This is a genomic window from Amycolatopsis tolypomycina, from assembly GCF_900105945.1.
In the GTDB taxonomy this organism is placed as follows: domain Bacteria; phylum Actinomycetota; class Actinomycetes; order Mycobacteriales; family Pseudonocardiaceae; genus Amycolatopsis; species Amycolatopsis tolypomycina.
This window is the reverse complement of record NZ_FNSO01000004.1, coordinates 1,788,526-1,806,759: the sequence shown is the minus strand read 5'-3', so window position 1 is coordinate 1,806,759 and position 18,234 is coordinate 1,788,526. Positions and strand designations below refer to the sequence as shown.

Annotated in this window: 16 protein-coding genes; 3 read left to right on the top strand and 13 right to left on the bottom strand. The window is 72.1% G+C overall.

Features of this window, described 5'->3' with window-relative positions; genetic code table 11:
- Positions 1–25: 25 nt before the first annotated feature.
- From BLW76_RS19115 to BLW76_RS19105, 3 genes are all read right to left on the bottom strand, one after another.
- A complete protein-coding gene (locus BLW76_RS19115) occupies positions 26–2,050 on the bottom strand; it encodes an AMP-binding protein (RefSeq protein WP_091309236.1) in 2,025 nt (674 codons plus the stop codon).
- A 211-nt stretch (positions 2,051–2,261) separates the two neighbouring features.
- Positions 2,262–3,143 carry a substrate-binding domain-containing protein gene (locus BLW76_RS19110; RefSeq protein WP_425266010.1) on the bottom strand — a complete coding sequence of 294 codons (882 nt, stop codon included), beginning with the start codon at positions 3,141–3,143 and terminating at the stop codon, positions 2,262–2,264.
- Between the two features lie 270 nt (positions 3,144–3,413).
- The gene (locus BLW76_RS19105) at positions 3,414–4,436 is read right to left on the bottom strand and encodes a LacI family DNA-binding transcriptional regulator (RefSeq protein ID WP_091309230.1); all 1,023 of its coding nucleotides are present in this window, start codon (positions 4,434–4,436) and stop codon (positions 3,414–3,416) included.
- Positions 4,437–4,910: 474 nt separating this feature from the next.
- Here BLW76_RS19105 and BLW76_RS19100 point away from each other — a divergent pair, with 474 nt between their 5' ends.
- Positions 4,911–6,068, top strand: a complete 1,158-nt coding sequence (locus BLW76_RS19100; protein WP_167384653.1) for an ROK family transcriptional regulator — start codon at positions 4,911–4,913, stop codon at positions 6,066–6,068.
- Between the two features lie 64 nt (positions 6,069–6,132).
- Here BLW76_RS19100 and BLW76_RS19095 read toward each other — a convergent pair whose 3' ends face one another.
- From BLW76_RS19095 to BLW76_RS19065, 7 genes are all read right to left on the bottom strand, one after another.
- The gene (locus BLW76_RS19095) at positions 6,133–8,106 is read right to left on the bottom strand and encodes an RICIN domain-containing protein (protein ID WP_091309226.1); all 1,974 of its coding nucleotides are present in this window, start codon (positions 8,104–8,106) and stop codon (positions 6,133–6,135) included.
- 10 nt (positions 8,107–8,116) lie between these two features.
- The gene (locus tag BLW76_RS19090; RefSeq protein WP_091309224.1) at positions 8,117–10,249 is read right to left on the bottom strand and encodes a beta-galactosidase; all 2,133 of its coding nucleotides are present in this window, start codon (positions 10,247–10,249) and stop codon (positions 8,117–8,119) included.
- A 26-nt stretch (positions 10,250–10,275) separates the two neighbouring features.
- Positions 10,276–11,130, bottom strand: a complete 855-nt coding sequence (locus BLW76_RS19085) for a carbohydrate ABC transporter permease (RefSeq protein ID WP_167384652.1) — start codon at positions 11,128–11,130, stop codon at positions 10,276–10,278.
- Positions 11,127–12,002: a carbohydrate ABC transporter permease gene (locus tag BLW76_RS19080; protein WP_244170211.1), complete on the bottom strand. Its 876-nt coding sequence runs from the start codon at positions 12,000–12,002 to the stop codon at positions 11,127–11,129. Before BLW76_RS19080 ends, BLW76_RS19085 begins: the two co-directional genes overlap by 4 nt.
- Positions 12,003–12,007: 5 nt before the next feature.
- Complete coding sequence (locus BLW76_RS19075) at positions 12,008–13,387, bottom strand: ABC transporter substrate-binding protein (protein WP_091309219.1); 1,380 nt, start codon at positions 13,385–13,387, stop codon at positions 12,008–12,010.
- Positions 13,388–13,471: 84 nt separating this feature from the next.
- Positions 13,472–14,509, bottom strand: a complete 1,038-nt coding sequence (locus BLW76_RS19070; RefSeq protein WP_091309216.1) for a LacI family DNA-binding transcriptional regulator — start codon at positions 14,507–14,509, stop codon at positions 13,472–13,474.
- Between the two features lie 91 nt (positions 14,510–14,600).
- Positions 14,601–15,488, bottom strand: a complete 888-nt coding sequence (locus BLW76_RS19065; RefSeq protein ID WP_208613334.1) for a helix-turn-helix domain-containing protein — start codon at positions 15,486–15,488, stop codon at positions 14,601–14,603.
- A gap of 122 nt (positions 15,489–15,610) precedes the next feature.
- Here BLW76_RS19065 and BLW76_RS19060 point away from each other — a divergent pair, with 122 nt between their 5' ends.
- Together BLW76_RS19060 and BLW76_RS50430 are read left to right on the top strand one after the other, a co-directional pair.
- Positions 15,611–16,393, top strand: a complete 783-nt coding sequence (locus BLW76_RS19060; protein WP_091309212.1) for an MBL fold metallo-hydrolase — start codon at positions 15,611–15,613, stop codon at positions 16,391–16,393.
- Between the two features lie 141 nt (positions 16,394–16,534).
- A complete protein-coding gene (locus BLW76_RS50430) occupies positions 16,535–16,663 on the top strand; it encodes a hypothetical protein (protein ID WP_279627684.1) in 129 nt (42 codons plus the stop codon).
- A gap of 13 nt (positions 16,664–16,676) precedes the next feature.
- Here BLW76_RS50430 and BLW76_RS19055 read toward each other — a convergent pair whose 3' ends face one another.
- Genes BLW76_RS19055 through BLW76_RS19045 form a run of 3 tightly spaced genes read right to left on the bottom strand, consistent with a single transcriptional unit; the run spans position 16,677 to position 18,185 of the window.
- Positions 16,677–17,006: a hypothetical protein gene (locus BLW76_RS19055; RefSeq protein WP_091309210.1), complete on the bottom strand. Its 330-nt coding sequence runs from the start codon at positions 17,004–17,006 to the stop codon at positions 16,677–16,679.
- 50 nt (positions 17,007–17,056) lie between these two features.
- Positions 17,057–17,920 carry a substrate-binding domain-containing protein gene (locus BLW76_RS19050; RefSeq protein WP_244170210.1) on the bottom strand — a complete coding sequence of 288 codons (864 nt, stop codon included), beginning with the start codon at positions 17,918–17,920 and terminating at the stop codon, positions 17,057–17,059.
- A 4-nt stretch (positions 17,921–17,924) separates the two neighbouring features.
- On the bottom strand, positions 17,925–18,185 hold the full coding sequence (locus tag BLW76_RS19045) for a hypothetical protein (RefSeq protein ID WP_091309207.1): 261 nt from the start codon (positions 18,183–18,185) through the stop codon (positions 17,925–17,927).
- Positions 18,186–18,234 lie beyond the last annotated feature (49 nt).

Below are 18,234 nucleotides of genomic sequence, written 5' to 3'. Positions count from 1 at the left end.
CAGCATCTCCTCGACGTGCGGGCCGTCACCAGCGGTAGTTGCGGCGCAGGGCCCGCTTCACGACCTTACCCGTCGCGTTGCGCGGCAGCTCTTCGACGAACACGACGTCCCGCGGCACCGCGAACCGGGCGAGCCGCTCGCGCACGTGCGACCGGACCGTGTCGGCGTCCAGCTGGGCGCCCGGCATCAGCACGAGGTAGGCCGCGAGGCGCTGGCCGTACTTGGCGTCGCGGACGCCGACCACCGCCGCCTCGCGAACCTCGGGCAGCGTGAGCAGGACTTCCTCCACCGGGGCCGGCGCCACGTTCTCGCCGCCGGAGACGATCATCTCGTCCTCGCGGCCCTGGACGAACAGCAGGCCGTTCGCGTCGACGTACCCGCGGTCGCCGGTGTCCATCAGCCCGTCGCGGACGTCCAGCTGCTCGCCGTCGGTGTACCCGTCGAACAGCAGGCGGTTGCCGACGTAGAGCCGGCCGGTCGCGCCCGGCGGCACCGGCTCGCCCGCGCGGTCGAGGACGCGGATCGCGGTGCCGATCGGCGGGCGGCCCGCCGTGCCGCGGGCCGCGCGGAGGTCGCGGGGTCCGGCGATCGCCGCCCACGAGACCTCCGTGGAGCCGTAGAGGTTGTAGAGGATGTCGCCGAAGGCGTCCATGAACTCCTCGCCGAGCCGCCCCGGCAGGCCGGCGCCGGAGCTGGCGACCACGCGCAGCGAGGAAAGGTCGTAGCGGGCCCGCGTCTTCTCCGGCAGGTCCAGCAGCCGGCGCAGCATCGTCGGCACCGCGAACAACGCCGTGCACCGCTGGCGCTCGATCATCGCCAGCGTCGCTTCCGGGTCGAACCGCCGCGGCAGCACCAGCCCCGCCCGCAGCGCCATGGCGAGCTGGAGCGCGGCCAGGCCCCAGGTGTGGAACAGCGGCGCGGCGACCAGGATCGGTTCCCCGGCCCGCAACGGGATCTCCGACAGCACCGCGGCGGCGTCGGCGACGTTGTTCGGCGTCGGGCGGCGCGCGCCCTTCGGCGGGCCGGACGTGCCCGAGGTGAGCACGACGAGCCGGCCGGGCTTGGTGGGCGGGGCGATCCGGGCGAGCGGCTCGGCCTCGATCAGCTCCTCGATGGTCGACCCGTGCCACCCGTTGCCGGGCGGCCACGTCCACAGCTGCGGGATCTCCGACGGCAGCCGGCCGCGCAGGCCGGCGAACTCGGCGTCGGCGAGCACCAGCTGGGACCCGTGCCGCAGCGTGAACTCGGCGGCCTGGCCGAGCGCCAGCCCGGTGTTCATCAGTGCCACGTCCGCACCCAGCTTGCTGCAGGCGATCATCGCCTCGACCATCGCGTTGTGGTTGCGGCACATCAGGAGTACCCGTGAGCCCTCGGTGACGTCGTAGCGCTTCAGCACCGCGGCCAGCCGCGTGGTGCGCTCGTCGAGCTCGCCGAACGTCCGCTCGGAACGCTCGTCGCACAGCGCGAGGGACTCCGGCGCGCGGCGCGCCACCGCCTCGTAGCCGCCGGCCAGCGTCGAGCCCCACCGGCTCACCGACCGCAGCTGCCGCAGCAGCCCGGCGGGCTGGGCGGGGGTGAGGACGCCGGCCTTGACCAGGATCCGCGCGAACTCCCGTTTGGACGGCCGGGGCGGCAGCGGGTCCGCCGCCGGGACACCGCCGAGGTGGTCGCTGATGGCCGCGATCGCGTCGAGGATCCGCTGGCGGACCCGCGGGACCGCGGGCGACCGGCCGTCGAGCAGCGTGAGCAGGACGGTGATCGCGCAGCCGTCCGGCACCGGGCGCAGCACGACGGACATCCGGTGCGGCGTGCCCTCGACGCTCGACCAGGCCAGGTGTTCGTCCCGGCGGTGCACGAAGATCTCGGCTTCGCCCGCGCCGCCGGCGCGGAACCGGTAGCGGGCGCCCCGGCCGGTGGCCTCGGAAACCGGTTCGCACGAGGTGATGCCGCGGACGAACCGTGGGTAGAGGTGGGGGCTGCCGACGATCGTCCACACCGCCGCGGGTTCGTGCGGGACGGTGGCGGTGATCTCGATCAGTTCCGGTTCCATCAGGACGGGACGGGAGGTGGCGCCGGCACGGTGGTCATGACTCGGCTCCCCCTCGTCGGTCCTGTTCGGCCTTTCGGCCGCTCCGCCGAGCATCCGTTTGCACGGCCCGGCGTGTCAACACGCGGCCGCACGATTCGATGTATTCAATCGCGAAGAGCGAGCAAAAACCAGCGATGCGCGAACGGCTTCACACCGTTCTCACGCCGGCCTGTCACCACGGCGGCCGGCCGGTGCTGCCGCGGACCACCAGCGACACCGGAACCCGTTCGAGCGTCACGGCCCTGGCACCCGACCTGACCTCGTCGAGCAGCGTCCGCACCACCTGGCGGCCGAGTTCGGCGAACGACTGCCGGACGGTCGTCAGCGGCGGCCAGAAACTCGCCGCCTCCACCATGTCGTCGAAGCCCACGACGCTGACCTCGCCCGGCACCGAACGGCCGGCTTCGTGCAACGCCCGCAACAGCCCCAGCGCCATCTGGTCGTTGGCCGCGAAGACCGCCGTCACCGCGGGGTCGTGGGCCAGCACCCGGCCGAGCGTGTACCCCGACTCGGCCGTCCAGTCGCCGACCACCGGCAACGGCACCGTGCGGTCGAACCGGGTCAGCGTCTGCCGCCAGGCCCCCTGCCGGTGCTCGGCCGCGAAGGAGTCCGTCGGACCCGCGATGTGCCAGACGGTCTCGTGGCCGAGCTTGAGCAGGTGCTCGGTCGCGAGCACCGCCCCCTGCGCCTGGTCGGTGTCCACCGTCGGGTAGCCGGCGCGGGCGTTGGAATCGACGACGACGACCGGGATGGCTTGCGGGAAAACGATTCCCGGCCAATCCAGGTCGTATTCCTCGACCAGCACGACCAGGCCGTCGACGTCGTGGTTCCGCAGTTCCCGGAAGGCGTCGGTGACCCCGTCGCGAGTCGGCCTGCCCAGCGGCATCAGCTTGATCGCGTACCCCTCGGCCGCGGCCGAGCGCGCGATGGCGTCGAGCGTCCGGCTGTTGCCGAGCGTGGCCAGTGTCGAGGTGAGCACGCCGATCGAGCGCGCCGGGTCGGGCAGCACGACGGCCGTGCCACCACAGGGATCCCCCGCTGTCCGTTCCTGCACGCTGCCCACCCCTCACCGGTCACTCACGTGTCACTCCGAGGTCACCACAACGACCGGAAATGGTCACCTTGACGTCGGCAACACCCCCGTTCGCGACGCCCGTCAGCCACCCGCCATCCACGGCGGAAACAGCTCCGACCTGGGCACCTGCCGGCCCGGCGGCCCACCTGCCGCCTGCCGTGCCGGGCACCTCGTGAACAAGGTCACTAAGCGACCGCTCAGTAACACGTACGCGCCAGTGTAGCTTGCCGCCTCCCGGCGGCCGCGCGCTCACGCCGAAGCCCGGACCACCAGGCTCGTCCCCAGCACCACCCGGCGCGGCTGCCGCACGGTCCCGTCGAGCACCGCGAGCAGCTCGCCCGCCGCCCGCGCCCCCAGCGCCTCCACCGGCTGGCTCACCGTCGTCAACGGCGGATCCGTCCTCCGCGACACCGGCGCGTTGTCGAACCCGATCACCGCCACGTCGTCGGGCACCCGGCGGCCAGTGCGGCGCAGGGCCCGGAGCACGCCCACCGCCATCACGTCGGAGGCGGCGAACACCGCGTCCAGGTCGGGCCTCCGGTCGAGCAGCTGCCGCGTCGCGTGCTCGCCGGAGGCCTGGCCGAAGTCGCCGTGGGCCACCAGCCCCGGGTCGACGAGAGCCGAGCCGGAGATCGCGGCGGCGTAGCCGGCGAGCCGGTCGCGGCCCGGCGCCATGTCCTTCGGGCCGGCGACCGTGGCGATCCGCCGTCGCCCGGCGGCGAGCAGGTGCCGTACCGCCGCCTCGGCGCCGCCGCGGTTGTCGACGTCGACGTACGTGCACTGGGCAGGATCCGGCACCATCGGCCGCCCCGCGCTGACCACCGGGAGATCGGCGTGGGACAACGCCGTCGTGTACCGCGCGTGCGTGCTCACGAACAGCGCCCCGTCGACGTGGCCGCCGCCGAGGTAGCGGAAGGTGGCGGCCTGGCCGGCCGACGGCATCATCAGCACCACGACCTGCACGCCCGCGGCGGTGAACACGCGGTTGATGCCGCCCATGATCCGGCCGAAGAACGGGTCGGAGAACAGCCGCAGGCCGTCTTCACACATGACGACGGCGACCGTGCCGGTCCGCTGCCCCTCCCCCGCGCGGGCCGCGCGCTGCCGGACGTAGCCGAGCGACCGCACGGCCTGTTCGACCTGGCGCCGGGTCTCGGCGCGCACCTGGGGAAAACCGTTGAGCACCCGGGACGCCGTGGCCGACGAGACACCGGCGACCCTGGCCACGTCGGCCAGGGTCGGCCGCGGATCGGAAAGGTCGAGGACAGTCATGGTCACCTCCGTGGGGACGGCACGCATTTCCGCTCGAAAAGCCGCGGCGACGCGGTGGCCGTTTCCGGGGAGCGATCAGTGTTAGCGCTAACACTCCGGCGGAAGGCACCCGGACCGCCGATCGAGCTTCGGCGGTCTCCGCGTCGGCAACGGGGCTAGCGGGGTGCGGCGCGCAGGGCGCCGGGATACCGGTTCTGTTTCACATCCGCACATCCTTGGGCGAGAGTGGTTCGAACGGGTGAGCCGCGGCCGCCGGTACGCATCCGGTGATCGTTTGACCGCTTGCTCGGCAGCATTGATGCTGGAACCACGGGCCCCAATGTGTCAACCAGCTGGACAAAACTGCCCGAAAAGTCGTCACCCGCAGTCGAATGCCGTCGAATATGTTCAATCCTTGTCGTTTCGGCGGCGACCGGGTACATCTCGGGTGTGGTGACACAGCGCCCGGGGACCCGGCCGGGAAATCACGAACGGGTGGTCGAGCTCCTCCGCACCCGCGGTCCCCTGACCCGGGCGGACATCGCGCGCCTGCTGGACGTCTCGCGGGCCACGGTGTCGAACGTCGTCGGCGCGCTGTACCAGGACGGCCTGATCGTGGAGAACGGCAGCCCGGGTCCCGGCGGGCCGCCGAAACAGGGCCGGCCGGGCACCCTGCTCACCCTCAACCCCGCCGCCGGCGCCGTCGTCGGCATCGACTTCGGGCACACGCACATCCGCGTGATCGTCGCCGATCTGGCGCACACGGTGCTGGCCGAGCAGCTCCGCCCGCTCGACCGCGACCACGACGCCCGGGACGCGCTGCGGATCGCGGCCACGCTCGCGCGGGACGCGCTCGCCGCCGCGGGGGTCAAGCAGAGCATGGTGCTCGGCGTCGGGGCCGGGCTGCCGGGACCGGTCAACACGCTGACGGGCACGGTCGGCTCGTCCAGCATCGCGCCGAGCTGGGTCGGGCTGCGGCCGGCCGAGGAGCTCGGCGCCCTGCTCGGCCTGCCCGTGATCGTCGACAACGTCGGCAACCTCGGCGCGCTGGCCGAAGTCACCTGGGGCGCGGGCCAGGGCGCCCAGGTCGCCGTCTACGTCAAGCTCGGCACCGGCATCGGCGCCGGCTTCGTCCTGGGCGGCAGGCTGTTCCGCGGTTCGTGCGGCACGGCCGCGGAGTTCGGGCACATGACCGTCGACCCGGCCGGCCGGATCTGCCGCTGCGGCAACCGCGGCTGCCTCGAGACGTACGTCAGCCTGCCGGCGCTGCTCGACCAGCTGCGCGCCCGCCACGGCACCGAGCTCACGGCCGTCGACCTCATCCGGCACGCCCTCGCGGGCGACCGCGCCTGCGTCCGGGTGCTCACCGACGCGGGCCACCGCCTCGGCACGGCCATCGCCGTCCTGGGCAACCTGGTCAACCCGGACCGCGTGATCATCGGCGGCGAGCTCGCCGCCGCCTACGAGCTTCTGCTGCCACCACTGCGCAGCGCGCTCCTGCGCGACGCCCTCCCTTTCGCCGGCGCACAGGTGACTGTCTGCAAAGGACAGCTGGGCGACCGCGCGGTCGCACTCGGCTCGGTCGTGACGGTGCTGCACGCCACCGCCCGGCTGGCCGACCGCGCCCGTGCGGTGGCGGCCGCCGCGCGCTGACGCGGCGGCCGCGCTGGGCCGGCCGGGTGGTGCGGCGGGAGCCACCGCACCACCCGCGGGGGCCTCAGTTGATCCGGCGCACCGTCCAGAACTGGTCAGGCGTCTCGATCTTCGTCCAGGACACCGCCTTCGCCAGGTTCGACGGCGAGCCGCCTGCGATGGTGATGTACCGGCCGCTGCCCGCGTTCTTGATCAGCGTCTGGTCCCCGCTCGGCACCAGCGTCCACACCTGCTGGGCGTTGCCCGGGTCGACGGCCGTCTGGGTGATCGCCTCGCCGGCCGCCGGGTGGGTGTCGGTCAGGGCCAGGCCGGACTTCGCGTTCACGATCCGGTAGCCGCCGTTCGCCGTGGTGAAGCGCCACAGGTGCCACGGCTGGTTGGCGTACCACCACTGGTCGGCCTGGGTGCCCGGGGCCGTCGAACCGGCCGCGATCTCCAGGTACTTGCCCAGCTTGTTCTGGATCGTGAAGTCGCCGGTCGTCAGGTTCGGCAGCGCCGTCTGGTGCAGCGTCCAGCGCTGGTTGCGGCCGTCGGCGTCCGACCACTGCGCCATCGGGGCGCCCGGCGTCGTGGCCCAGGCGAGGTCCTCCAGGAGCTTGCCGCTCTTGCGGTTCGCCAGCTCGTACGTCCCGTCCGGCTGCTGGACGACCGCCCATTCCTGGGTCGCCGAACCCGGCGAGGGCGTGCGCAGCTCCAGCCACGCACCGTCCAGTGTGGACCCGCCGACGACAGACAGGACGCGGCCGCCGGTGGCCACCGTGAAGTACCCGGTCGGCTGGCGGGTGATCACCCAGGGCGTCGCGGCGCTCTGCTGGACCACCGACGAGCCGTTGACGCCCAGGTTCAGGCGCGAGTGGTCGTTGGTCAGCGTGTACGTCGCCCCCGTCGAAAGGCCCGGGGCGACGTGGTCGAGGGCGAACTCGACGGTGTTGAGGTAGGTGCTGTCGTGCCAGCCGCCGGTGATCGACATGACGGTGTTGCCGTCCGGCATCACCATCAGGCCGCGGCTGTACCCGCCGGGGGCGTTGGACGCCTGCGACCGCCACTGCGTGGGATCACCACCCGCGGTGTTGACGGCGAGGTCGGTCCCGCCGCCGTTGCTGACCACGATCGTGCCCTGCGGCCCACCCGACGGCGTCCAGACGACGAACGGCTGGCAGCACGGCTTCGCGCCGTTGTCGAGGACGATCTGGTTGTCGTCGGCCTGGCCGAACTTCTCCGGGTCGGTGGCGATCTTGTAGTACACCGGGCAGCTGCCCTGCGGCGCGTTGCAGTACTCGTAGGTCATGATCCACCGGCCGCCGGGCAGCTCGGCGACCGTCGCCATGCCGGGCCGCGCCCGCTGCGCCGGGTAGGCGACGTCGTCGACCACCGGCCCCCACGTCCGGCCGTCGGTGGTGACCTGGTGGACGAGCTTCTGCGAGTGGTGCGCGTTGTCTCGCTGGTCGGAGTAGTACACGATCAGCTTGCCGTTGCGCATGAGCAGCACCGGTTCCCAGATCGGCGTGTTCGGATCGGACACCGACGCCACGCCGCCCTTGGCCACGGAGCTCAGCAGCTTCCACGTCTTCCCGAGATCGGTACTGGCGTAGAGCAGGATCTCGGTGGAGTGCATGTCCGCGGGCACCGACAGCCCCGAGACGAGCAGGGTGCCCGCCGGGAGCGTGCCGAGCCGGTCCGGCAGCTCGTAGATCTCCGGGTTCCAGCGCATGCCGTAGCCGTTGACCGTGTCGGTCACCTGGGAGACGTACGTCCAGCTCTTCCCGGCGTCGCCGCTGCGGTACACCGGGAACGCCGGGGCACCCGCGCTCCGGTAGACCTCGAACGTCGAGAACAGCGTCCCGTTGGCCTCGCCGTTGTGGTGCAGGGTGATCGCCCGCGCGTACATCGCGCCGGGATTGGCGTACCCCGCGGCGGCCGTCGGCTGGAAGATCGTCGTCGGGCCGCTCGTCTGCGCGGTCGCCGCCGGGCTCGCGCCCAGCAGCGCCGCGACGACGACGAGCAGCACCGCCTTGAAGGATCGTCGGGTGGGGACCATCGCTACCTCGCTACTTCCTTGTAGGGGTTCGTTCGACGAAGACGCGGACGTCCCACGGGCCGAGGCTCAGGGCCATCCCCGTCGGCACGTTCGTGCCGTCGAGCAGATCGGACAGCGGCGCGGGCGCGGTCACGGTGGTGGGGTTCCAGCTCCAGTTGTGGACGATGTGCACCCGGCGGCCGCCGGGCGCGGTCCCGGTGGTCGCGGTCACGGGCTCCGGCAGGTTCGGCCACGCGTGCGACGGCAGCGGCACCAGCCACTCGGCCAAAGCCCGGCCGGACGCGGCGTCCGGGACCGTGCCGACGTACGTCACCCGCCCGTCCCCCTCCGGCCGCGAGGTGATCGCGGGCCAGCGGCCGAAGTGCGGGTGGTCGTACTCGGCGAGCACCTGCGCGTCGAGCACTGTCAGGCCGTCGACCCAGCGCGTCGCCGCCGCACCCGGCGGCAGCTCCAGTGGGCTGCCCGGCACCGGCTTGAGCGGGACGTCGGCGCCGAGGTTGCTGAACTCGTCGTACCGGACGCCGGCGGCGTCGACGAGCCGTCCGGGCGCCGATTCGTGCCGCGCCCGCCCCTCGTGGTCGGCGTAGCCGGTGCGCGGGCCGAGGACCAGGTGGCCGCCCGCGCGGGCGTAGGCGGCCAGCCAGTCCAGCGTGCTGTCCGCGGCCAGGTACAGCGCGGGGACGACCAGGACCGGGTGCCGCCGGGCGGCTTCTTCCGGTGCCACGCCTTCGCGTTCCCCGCGGGGGTCGTGCAGCTGCCGGATGTGGACGATCCGGACCTGGCGGCCCGCGTCGAAGGCGCCGCGGTAGAACGGGTCGAAGAACCGGTGGTACGACGCCGCGTCCGGCTCGCCGTCCGGTGTGGACAGTGCCGGGTACTTCTGCATGAGCCACTTGCTCGGCGTCGAGTACACCATCGTGAGGTCCGCGTCCGGCTCGAGCCCGGCGACCGCGGCACCGGCGAGCTCGAACTCCTCGCCGAGGCGGGCGAGCTCGGCGTAGGTGCGGCCGGGCCGTCCGCTGTGCGGCAGGATCCCGCCCCAGTAGGTCTCGGCGCCGAAGTGCAGCGTGTGCCAGTGCCAGTACTCGATCATCCGGGCCCCGCGCGCGACGAGCGCCCAGGCGGCCTGGCGCCACTGGCCGTCGAACGCGGGCCGGTTGTCCCAGGTCTGGCCGATGTGCATGGCGTTGGTCTCGGTGACCAGGAACGGCGCCTGGCGCGAAGAGAACATCCAGTCGGCGGTCTGGTACAGCGACCAGACACCGGTGGTCTTCCACTTCTGCTCGTGGCCGACCGGGGTCGGGTCCGGCAGCTGCAGACCCTCCTGCATCGCGTAGTACGGGTTGCCCGAGGCGATGTCGAGGCTGTCGGTGAGCTCGTCGTCCTCGACCGCCGGCCGCGTGTAGGAGATGCACGTGGTGACGAACTGCTCCGGCCGCGAGTACTGGCGGACGATATCCGCCTGCCAGGCGATGAACTCGGTGGTCTGGCGGGCCTGGAACTCCCGCCAGGCGACGTCGTACTGCGGCTGGGCGTTGCCGTCCGGGGTCCACAGGTCGGCCCACGTCGAGAGCCGGTGCGACCAGTAGACCAGGCCCCACTCGCGGTTGAGCGTCTCGACGTCGCCGTACTTCGCCCGCAGGTGGTCGACGAACCGCTGGAAGACGCCGTGGTTGTGGAACAGCTCCAGCCCCGGCTCGTTGTCCACCTGGAACCCGATCACGGCCGGGTGTTCCGCGTAGCGGGCGAGGATCTTGTGGATCACGCGCTCGGCGTGGAACCGGAACGCCGGGTGCGTGAAGTCGACCTCCTGGCGGGCACCCCAGCCGATGCGCTGCCCGGTCGCCCGTTCGCCGGTGATCTCCGGGTACTGCCGGGCCAGCCACGGCGGCACCGCGTACGTCGGCGTCCCGAGGACCACGGAAATCCCGCGCTCGTGGGCGCCGTCGAGGACCGGCTGCAGCCAGTCCAGGTCGAAGCGGCCGTTCTCCGGCTCCCACGTGGACCACACCGACTCGCCGACGCGGATCACGGTGAACCGGGCCTCGGTCATCAGGTCGAGGTCGGTCTTGAGCCGCTCGTACGGCTGGTACTCGTGGTAGTAGGCGGCACCGAACAGGACGCGGGCGGGCAGGACCGCCATGGGTGAACCTCCACAATGGATTGATTTCACTGCTTGACGGCGCCGGCGGCGAGCCCGCTCTGCCAGTACCGCTGCAGGAACAGGAAAGCCACGACGAGGGGCAGGATCGAGAGCAGGGAACCGGTCAGCACCAGCGGCAGCATCTCGCCGCTCGTGCCGGCGCCGCCGTTCTGGGCCTGGTCCGCCCAGAGCGCGAGGCCGAGGGTGACCGGGTACAGGTTCTGGTCGTTGAGCATGATCAGCGGCAGGAAGTAGTTGTTCCAGGTGGCCACCAGCGTGAAGAGCACGACGGTGACCAGGCCCGGCGCCAGCATCCGCAGCCCGATCCGGAAGAAGATCCGGGCCTCGCCCGCCCCGTCGATCCGGGCGGCCTCGATGACGCTGTCCGGGACGGCGTCCTGGGCGTAGATCCGCATCAGGTAGAGCCCGAACGGGTTGACCAGCGACGGCAGGATCACCGCCCACGGCGTGTTGACCAGGCCGACCTGGGAGAACAGCAGGTAGGTCGGGATGGCCAGGGCCGTCGCGGGCACCATGACGGCGCCGAGCACGAGGTTGAAGCCGGCGCCGTGGCCGCGGAAGCGGTACTTCGCGAACCCGTACCCGGCGGCCGCGGCGAGCAGGGCGGCGCCGAGCGCGCTGACGACGGCGTAGCCGATCGTGTTCAGCAGCCAGCGCACGAAGACCCCGTCCTGGTGCGACAGCGTGTCGCCGATGTTGGTGAACAGCTGTGGCGCCTTCGAGAACCACAGCCCGAACGTCGTGAACAGGTCCTGGGTGCTCTTGGTCGAGGCGATGACCAGCCAGCACAGCGGCAGCAGGAAGTAGGCCAGCGCGGCGAGCATGGCGACGGTCAGCGGAACGCTGCGACGGCGGGTCATGCGGCGGCCCTCCGGCTCCGGCGGTTGGCGGTGATCAGGATCGTGTACGAGATGACGACGATGACCAGGCCCAGCAGGAACGACACGGTGGCCGCGTAGTTGACCTGCTGGCCGGTGAAGGCGAGCGAGTACGCGTACAGGTTGGCCGTGTACCCGCTGTCGATGACGTTGGGCGCGATCGTCTTGAGCAGCTTGGGTTCGTTGAACAGCTGGAAGCTGCCGATCACGGAGAACAGCAGGGTCAGCAGCAGTGCCGGGCGCAGCGCCGGGAGCTTGATCGACCAGGCCGTGCGCCAGGCGCCGGCACCGTCCACTTCGGCCGCTTCGTAGAGCTCGCCCGGAATGGTCCGCAGCGCGGCGTAGAGGATGATCATGTTGTAGCCGACGAACTCCCACGTGACGACGTTCGCGAGGCTGCCGAGCATCCAGCTGTCGCTGAGGAACTTCGGCACCGGCAGCCCGAAGAACGAGCTCAGCTGGGCGAACGGCCCGTAGTCCTGGCCGTAGAGGTAGCCCCACATCAGCGTCGCGACGACGCTGGGCACCGCGTACGGGACGAAGACGCCCAGGCGGACCACCTTCGACAGCCGCATCAGGCCGCTGTCGAGCGCGAGCGCGAACAGCAGCGCCAGCAGCAGCATCACCGGCACCTGGATGACGAAGAACGTCGCCACCCGCAGCACGCCCCGGAGGAACTGGGGATCGGTGACGGCCTTGACGTAGTTGTCCAGGCCGACGAAGACCGTGCCGCCGATCAGCTTGTGCTGGAAGAAACTGAGGTAGGCGGCATACGCCAGCGGGGTGATGAAGAACAGCGCGAACAGGATCAGGAACGGGGCCACGAACCACGGCCCGGCGGAACGGTGCTTCACCGCGCTCACCCGCCCTGGACCGTGAAGCCCTGGTTCTTGGCGAACGTGGTGATCCGCGACTGCCACTGGTCGAGCGCGGCGACCGTGTCGGTCTTGTCCGCCAGCGACTTGCCGACGGTCTCGGTCCAGTCGGTCACGGCCTGGTCGAGGAACGGCGGCCACTGGAACTCCGGTGAGACGGTCTCGCCGATCGCGCTGAACACCTCGTTGACCTTCTGGCCACCGTAGAACGACGGGGTGTCGCCGGCGAACGACGGGTCGGCGAGCAGGGCCTTGGTCGCCGGGAAGAACAGCTGCTTGGTGGCGAACATCTTCGCCGATTCGGGGTCGCTGTTGAGGAACTGCGCGAACATCGCCGCCGCGATCGGGTTCTTCGTGCCCTTCAGCACCGCCGTGGTCGAGCCGCCCCAGTTGCCGGAGCTCGGCTTGGCCGCGTCCCACTGCGGGAGCGGCGCGGCCCGCCACTTGCCCGCGGTGGCCTTGGCCGAGCCGGACAGGAAGGCCGGGCCCCAGGCCGCGGTGATCCAGGTGGCGTACTTGCCGTTGTTGAGCGAGGCGTACCAGGAGTCGGTGAAGTCCGTCTCGGTCCCGATGACGCCTTCCTTGGCCAGCCCGCCCCAGTAGCCGGCGAGCTTCTTGGCGGCCGGGCTGTTGACGGCGACCGTGATGTCGCTCTTGCCGGACATCGTGTAGGGCTTGTCGCCCGCCTGCCAGAGCAGGCCGTGCCAGGCCGCCGGCTGGTTGGAGGCGAGGTTGGTCAGGTAGACGTCCGGTGCGGCGGCGTGCAGTTTCCGCGCCGCGTCCGCGAACTCGTCCCACGTCTTCGGCACCGCGATGCCGTATCGGTCGAAGATGTCCTGCCGGTAGAGCAGGCCCATCGGGCCGGTGTCCTGCGGGATGGCGAAGACCTCGCCGTTCGGGCCGCTGACCTGGCCCCACGTCCAGTCGACGAACTTGGCCTTCAGCGCGTCGGCGCCGTACGGGCGGAGGTCGAGCAGGCTGTCGAGGACCGTGAAGGTCGGCAGGTACTGGAACTCGACCTGCGCCAGGTCGGGCGCGCCGGTGCCGGCCTGCAGCGCGGTCCGCAGCTTCGTGTACTGCGGCGTGCCCTGGCCGGCGTTCTGCACGGTGACCTTGATCGCCGGGTACTTCTTCGTGAACAGGGCGACTTCCTGCTCGATCTCCGGGGCCCAGCTCCAGAAGACCAGTTCGGTGGGCGTCGCCATCGCCTTGTCGATGTCGGCCTGGCTCACCTTCTCGGCGGCGGGCGCGGCGGTGCTCCCGCCGCCGCTGCACGCGGCCAGTGCGGCACCGAGCGAGACCGCGCCGGCCGCGGCGAGGAAGGACCGGCGGCTGAAGGCGTGGTTCGGGACGAGTTCGGGCATGACGGAACTCCTGGGGGCGGAATGCGGCGTGCCGGGCACACCGGTGGGGAGTGAGGGGAATGCGCGAAGCCGGGTTCCGGACGGTCAGCCCGGGTGGACGGCGAAGCGGGCGGTCGAAGCGCGGACGACGAGCTCGAGCGGTGGTGTCTCGGGTTCGAGGTCGGCGGCCTGCGGCTGTTCGATGGCGTGCACGAGCAGACGCAGGCCCGCGGTCGCCATCGGGTCGAACGGCTGCCGCACGGTGGTCAGCGGCGGCGTGACGTAGGCGGAGATGGGCGTGTCGTCGAAGCCGACGACGCTCACGTCCTCGGGGACCCGCCTGCCCGCTTCGAGCAGCGCGCGGATCAGCCCGATGGCCATGTCGTCGTTGGCCGCGAACACGGCGGTGACGTCGCCGGCGGCCAGCACCCGCCCGGCGGCGTACCCGGACGATGCCGACCAGTCGCCGTCGACGACCGGCGGCTCCACCGCGCCGCGGGCCCGCAGCGCCTTGCGCCAGCCCTCGGCCCGGTCGCGGGCCGCGTACCACCGCCGCGGGCCCGCGATGTGGTGGACGGTCTCGTGCCCGAGGTCGAGCAGGTGGTCCGTGGCGATCCGGGCGAGCTCTTCCGAGATCACGCCCGCGGTGATCAGCCGGGGGGCGGTGAACGACGGCGGGGCGCCGAAGACCAGGACCGGGACGTCCACCTGCAGGGCCAGCGGGCCCTCGTCGATGGGTTCGGAGATGACGATGCCGTCGACGCCCTGCTCGAGCAGCGACTCGACGGCGCCGGCGACGCCGGAGGGGTCACCCTCCAGGGTGCTGACCACGCGCAGCGCGTAGCCGGCGTTCTGCACGGCCCGTTCGATGCCGACGAGCAGGGACGCGGGCCCGTAGAGCCCGGTGCCCAGCGTGACGACCCCGATCGAGCGGGTCCGGCCGGACGCGAGCGCCCGGGCGGCGTTGTTGGGCCGGTAGCCGATCTCTTCGGCGGCGGCCAGCACCCGCTGCCGGACGTCGGCCGAGACGTACTGCTCGTTGTTGAAGACCCGGGAGACGGTCTTCTGCGAGACGCCGGCGGCCAGGGCCACGTCCTTGCTGCTGGGTGCGGACGAATTCCCACCCCGGCCCGATCGCGTCATTGCTTCTCCCGGTGCTTCGCTCACCCGAGGCATCGTGCCTGGTGAACCGTGTGACTGCGCTGACATGTCTACGCAGTCATACCTGCCGCCGTCAAGCGTCCGCAGGCTCGGCCGGGTAACGAAACGGCTCGTTCGACGGATTCGACGGCCGGTGCACCCGCCGGAATTCCCCCGGCGTACTGCCGGTCCGGCGTGTGAAGAACTTGCCGAAGTTGGTCGGCTCGCTGAACCCGAGCCGGCGCGCGACGGCCGCGACCGGCTCGTCCGTGTGGGCCAGCAGGCGCTGGGCTTCCAGCGCCACGCGGCCGTCGATGACGTGCTTGACCGGCTGGCCGGTGGCGGCCACGCAGGCGCGGGTCAGCGTCTTCACCGTGTAGCCGAGGCGGTGGGCGTAGTCCTCCGCGCGGCGCACCGTCGCGTACGACCGTTCGAGCTCGGCGCGGAAGCGGGCGTAGACGTCGCCGCCCGCGCGTGGGCGGTCGTCGGGCAGCCGGCCGACGTGCAGGAGCAGCGCCGCGAGCTGCAGCCCGAGGATCTCCGCCGACACCGTCCCCGGCGGACGGGCGGCCTCCGCGCGCAGCTGGCTCAGCAGCGTGGCGAGCACGGCGTACTCCGGGCTCGTCCCCAGCTGGTGGCAGACCGGGCCGTACCACGCGCTGACCAGGTGCTCGGCGCCGCTGAACGACGGCGGGAAGGCCGGGGTGAACATCAGGTGCACGCCGTCCGTGGTGCCGAGGTCGCCGTAGCGCTGGACCTGGCCCGGCCGGACCCACAGCAGCGTGCCCGGGCGGCAGGGGTGGGTCACGAAGTCGACCGTGCGCGTGCCGGTTCCCGCGGTGACCAGCGTGAGGCTGTGGAAGGCGACGCGGTGGAGCTCGCCGGGGCGCCGCATCCGGCCGTGCAGGGTGGCCAGGCCGACGATCTCGAAGCCGGGGACGCCGGCCTCCGGCGGGGCGAAGCCGAGGTTCGGGATCGACATCACGGCTCCGTGTCCGCTTTTGACCATGGTGAGTCTCCACGGTATCTCGCCGGCCTGCGGTTGCGGGACGAAAGTGGTGATCGCGACGCCGACAGGGCGCCGTCCGACCAGGAGGAGCGATCATGAACGGCACGATCACCGTCATCGACAAGGGCGCGGTGCGCCTGCACAGCTACATGGCGCCGGACGACAGCGTCAACGTCACCACCCAGCTGATCGAGACCCCGTCGCGGGTCGTCGTCGTCGACGCGCAGTTCGTCCGCGGCTACGCCGACGAGGTCGCGGCCTACGCCCGGGGCCTGGGCAAGCCCCTCGATCGGGTGATCATCACCCACGCCCACCCCGACCACTTCGGCGGCGCCAACCGCTTCGGCGCCCCGGTGCACGCGCTCGCCGTGGTCCGCGACCAGATCGCGGCCCTCGACGACGGCCAGGACCCGACCGGCGCCCCCATCCTGACAGCCGAAGTCACCCCGGCGGTGGTCATCGAACCGGGCACCGAGGTGATCGACGGCGTGCCGTTCGTGTTCGAGGCCCACACCGGCGGCGAGGCGGCCGACGAGCTGGTGATCAAGCTGCCCGAGCAGGGCGTGCTCGTCGCCCAGGACCTGGTGTACCACGACATCCACCTGTTCCTGGGCAACAACGACATCGCGGGCTGGCGGAAGGCGATCGAGCGCCTGGCGGGCGAAGCGGGGTACGACACGATCCTCGTCGGGCACGGCACCCCGGCCGGGCCGGAGGTGTTCGGCGAGGTGAGCCGGTACCTCGCCGACGCGGAGGAGCTGCTGGGCGACGACGGCGACGCGTACAAGGCGGCGATCGTGGACCGCTACCCGGGGTACGGCGGCCGGTTCGTGATCGACATCGCCAACCGGTACCTCTTCGGGGCGGGCCACGCCTGACCCGTCAGCGGCGCCGGGGCAGCTCGGCCGCGGGACGGTCCGGATCGGACAGTCCCGCGAGGACGGGCCGTCGCGCGCGCGAACGGGACCGGTGCTGCGGATCACTGTGCAGCGAACCCGATCCGGGGGTAGACCGGGAAGGTGAACGACAACTCCACCGCTGCCGGCGTCGCCAACCCGAACCGCATCCGGATCCGGACCGAAGCGGATCTCCGCCGAAGTGCGCAGCCCGCGAACCCGGACGCCGAACCCACGCCCCGGGACCGCTGACCACGCCGCCCGCTCAGTCGCCGTCGAGGTGCAGTTCGTGCGACTCCTGCGCCGCGCATTGCCGCGCCAGGCCGAGGACACGCTCCAGGAGGTCCGTCACCTCGCGGTCGCCGGACGCCGCAAGTTCGGTCTCCACCTCGGAAATGAACTGGGGCATGTCGGCGCGGGTCAGGACCAGGGTCTTGACGGGGTCCACGCGGCTGAGCATCGGCTGACGGCTCGACGCGCACAGCCGGGCGAAGCGGCCCGCCGGATCCAGCAAGAACTCCACCGGGCGCACCTGCCGCCCCTTCGGGCTGGTGCCGCGCTGCCGCACGGCCATCAGCAAGACGTCGACGCCCACGTCGGTCCTCGGCTCCGGTACGGGAAAAGGCACAACGATCTTACCGCCCCTTACCAGGGCGGCGGGCCGGTGCTGCCCCGCACGACGAGCGTCACCGGCACGTTCCCCGGTGCCGCGGGCCGGATGCCGGACCGGATCTGGGCGAGCAGCGTCCGCACCACCCGGCGGCCCAGCTCCGGGAACGACTGCCGGATCGTCGTCAGCGGGGGCCAGAAGCTCGCGGCCTCCGGCATGTCGTCGAAGCCCACGACACTGACCTCGCCCGGCACCGAACGGCCCGCCTCGTGCAGGGCGCGCAACAAGCCCAGCGCCATCTGGTCGTTCGCCGCGAACACCGCCGTCACCGCCGGGTCGTGCGCCAGCACCCGGCCCAGCGTGTGCCCCGACTCCGCCGTCCAGTCCCCCACCACCGGCAACGGCACCGGGCGGTCGAACCGCGTCAGCGTCCGCCGCCAGGCCCGCTCGCGGCGCTCGGCCGCGCGCGAATCCGACGGGCCCGCGATGTGCCACACCGTTTCGTGGCCCAGCTTGAGCAGGTGCTCGGTCGCCAGCGCCGCACCCTGTTCCTGATCGGTGTCCACCGCCGGGTAGCCGGCCCCGGGGCGCGCATCGACGACCACCACCGGCACGTCCCCGGGCACCACGACGCCGTCCCAGTGGTGCTCCCCGACCAGCACGACCAGGCCGTCGACGCCGTGCTCGCCCACGTCCCGGCACAGCTCCGGCACCGCGCCCGGGCCCGGCTTGCCCAGCGGGATCAGCTTGACCGTGTACCCCTCGGCCGCGGCCGCCTGCGCGACGGCGTCGAACGTCCGGCCCGCACCCAGCGTTGCCAGCGTCGTCGCCAGCACGCCGATCGACCGCCCCGGCTCCGGCAGCACCACCGCCGCGCCTTCCTGCCTGCTCGGCAGCACGGGCTCAGCGCCCGGCCGCGGTCGCCGGCGGGATCGGCCGCACGTCCGGCAGCGCGACCGCGCCGGTGGGCCGGCCGAAGGAAGCCAGGAACACCACGACGGCGCCGAAGGCGACCAGGCGGCAGCGCCGCCGCACCCGCGCGGCGTGGACGCGGTGCGCCCCACCGCCCGCCGCGGCCCGGCGCGTCTCCTCCTCGGCCTGCGCCCGGCGCACCAGCTCGTCGACCGACACCCGTTCCCGCCGCACCCGCGTCACGTAGGCCACGCGGCCACCTCCCGAACCCCCACGCGAAGAATGCGCGCATCCCGATCCC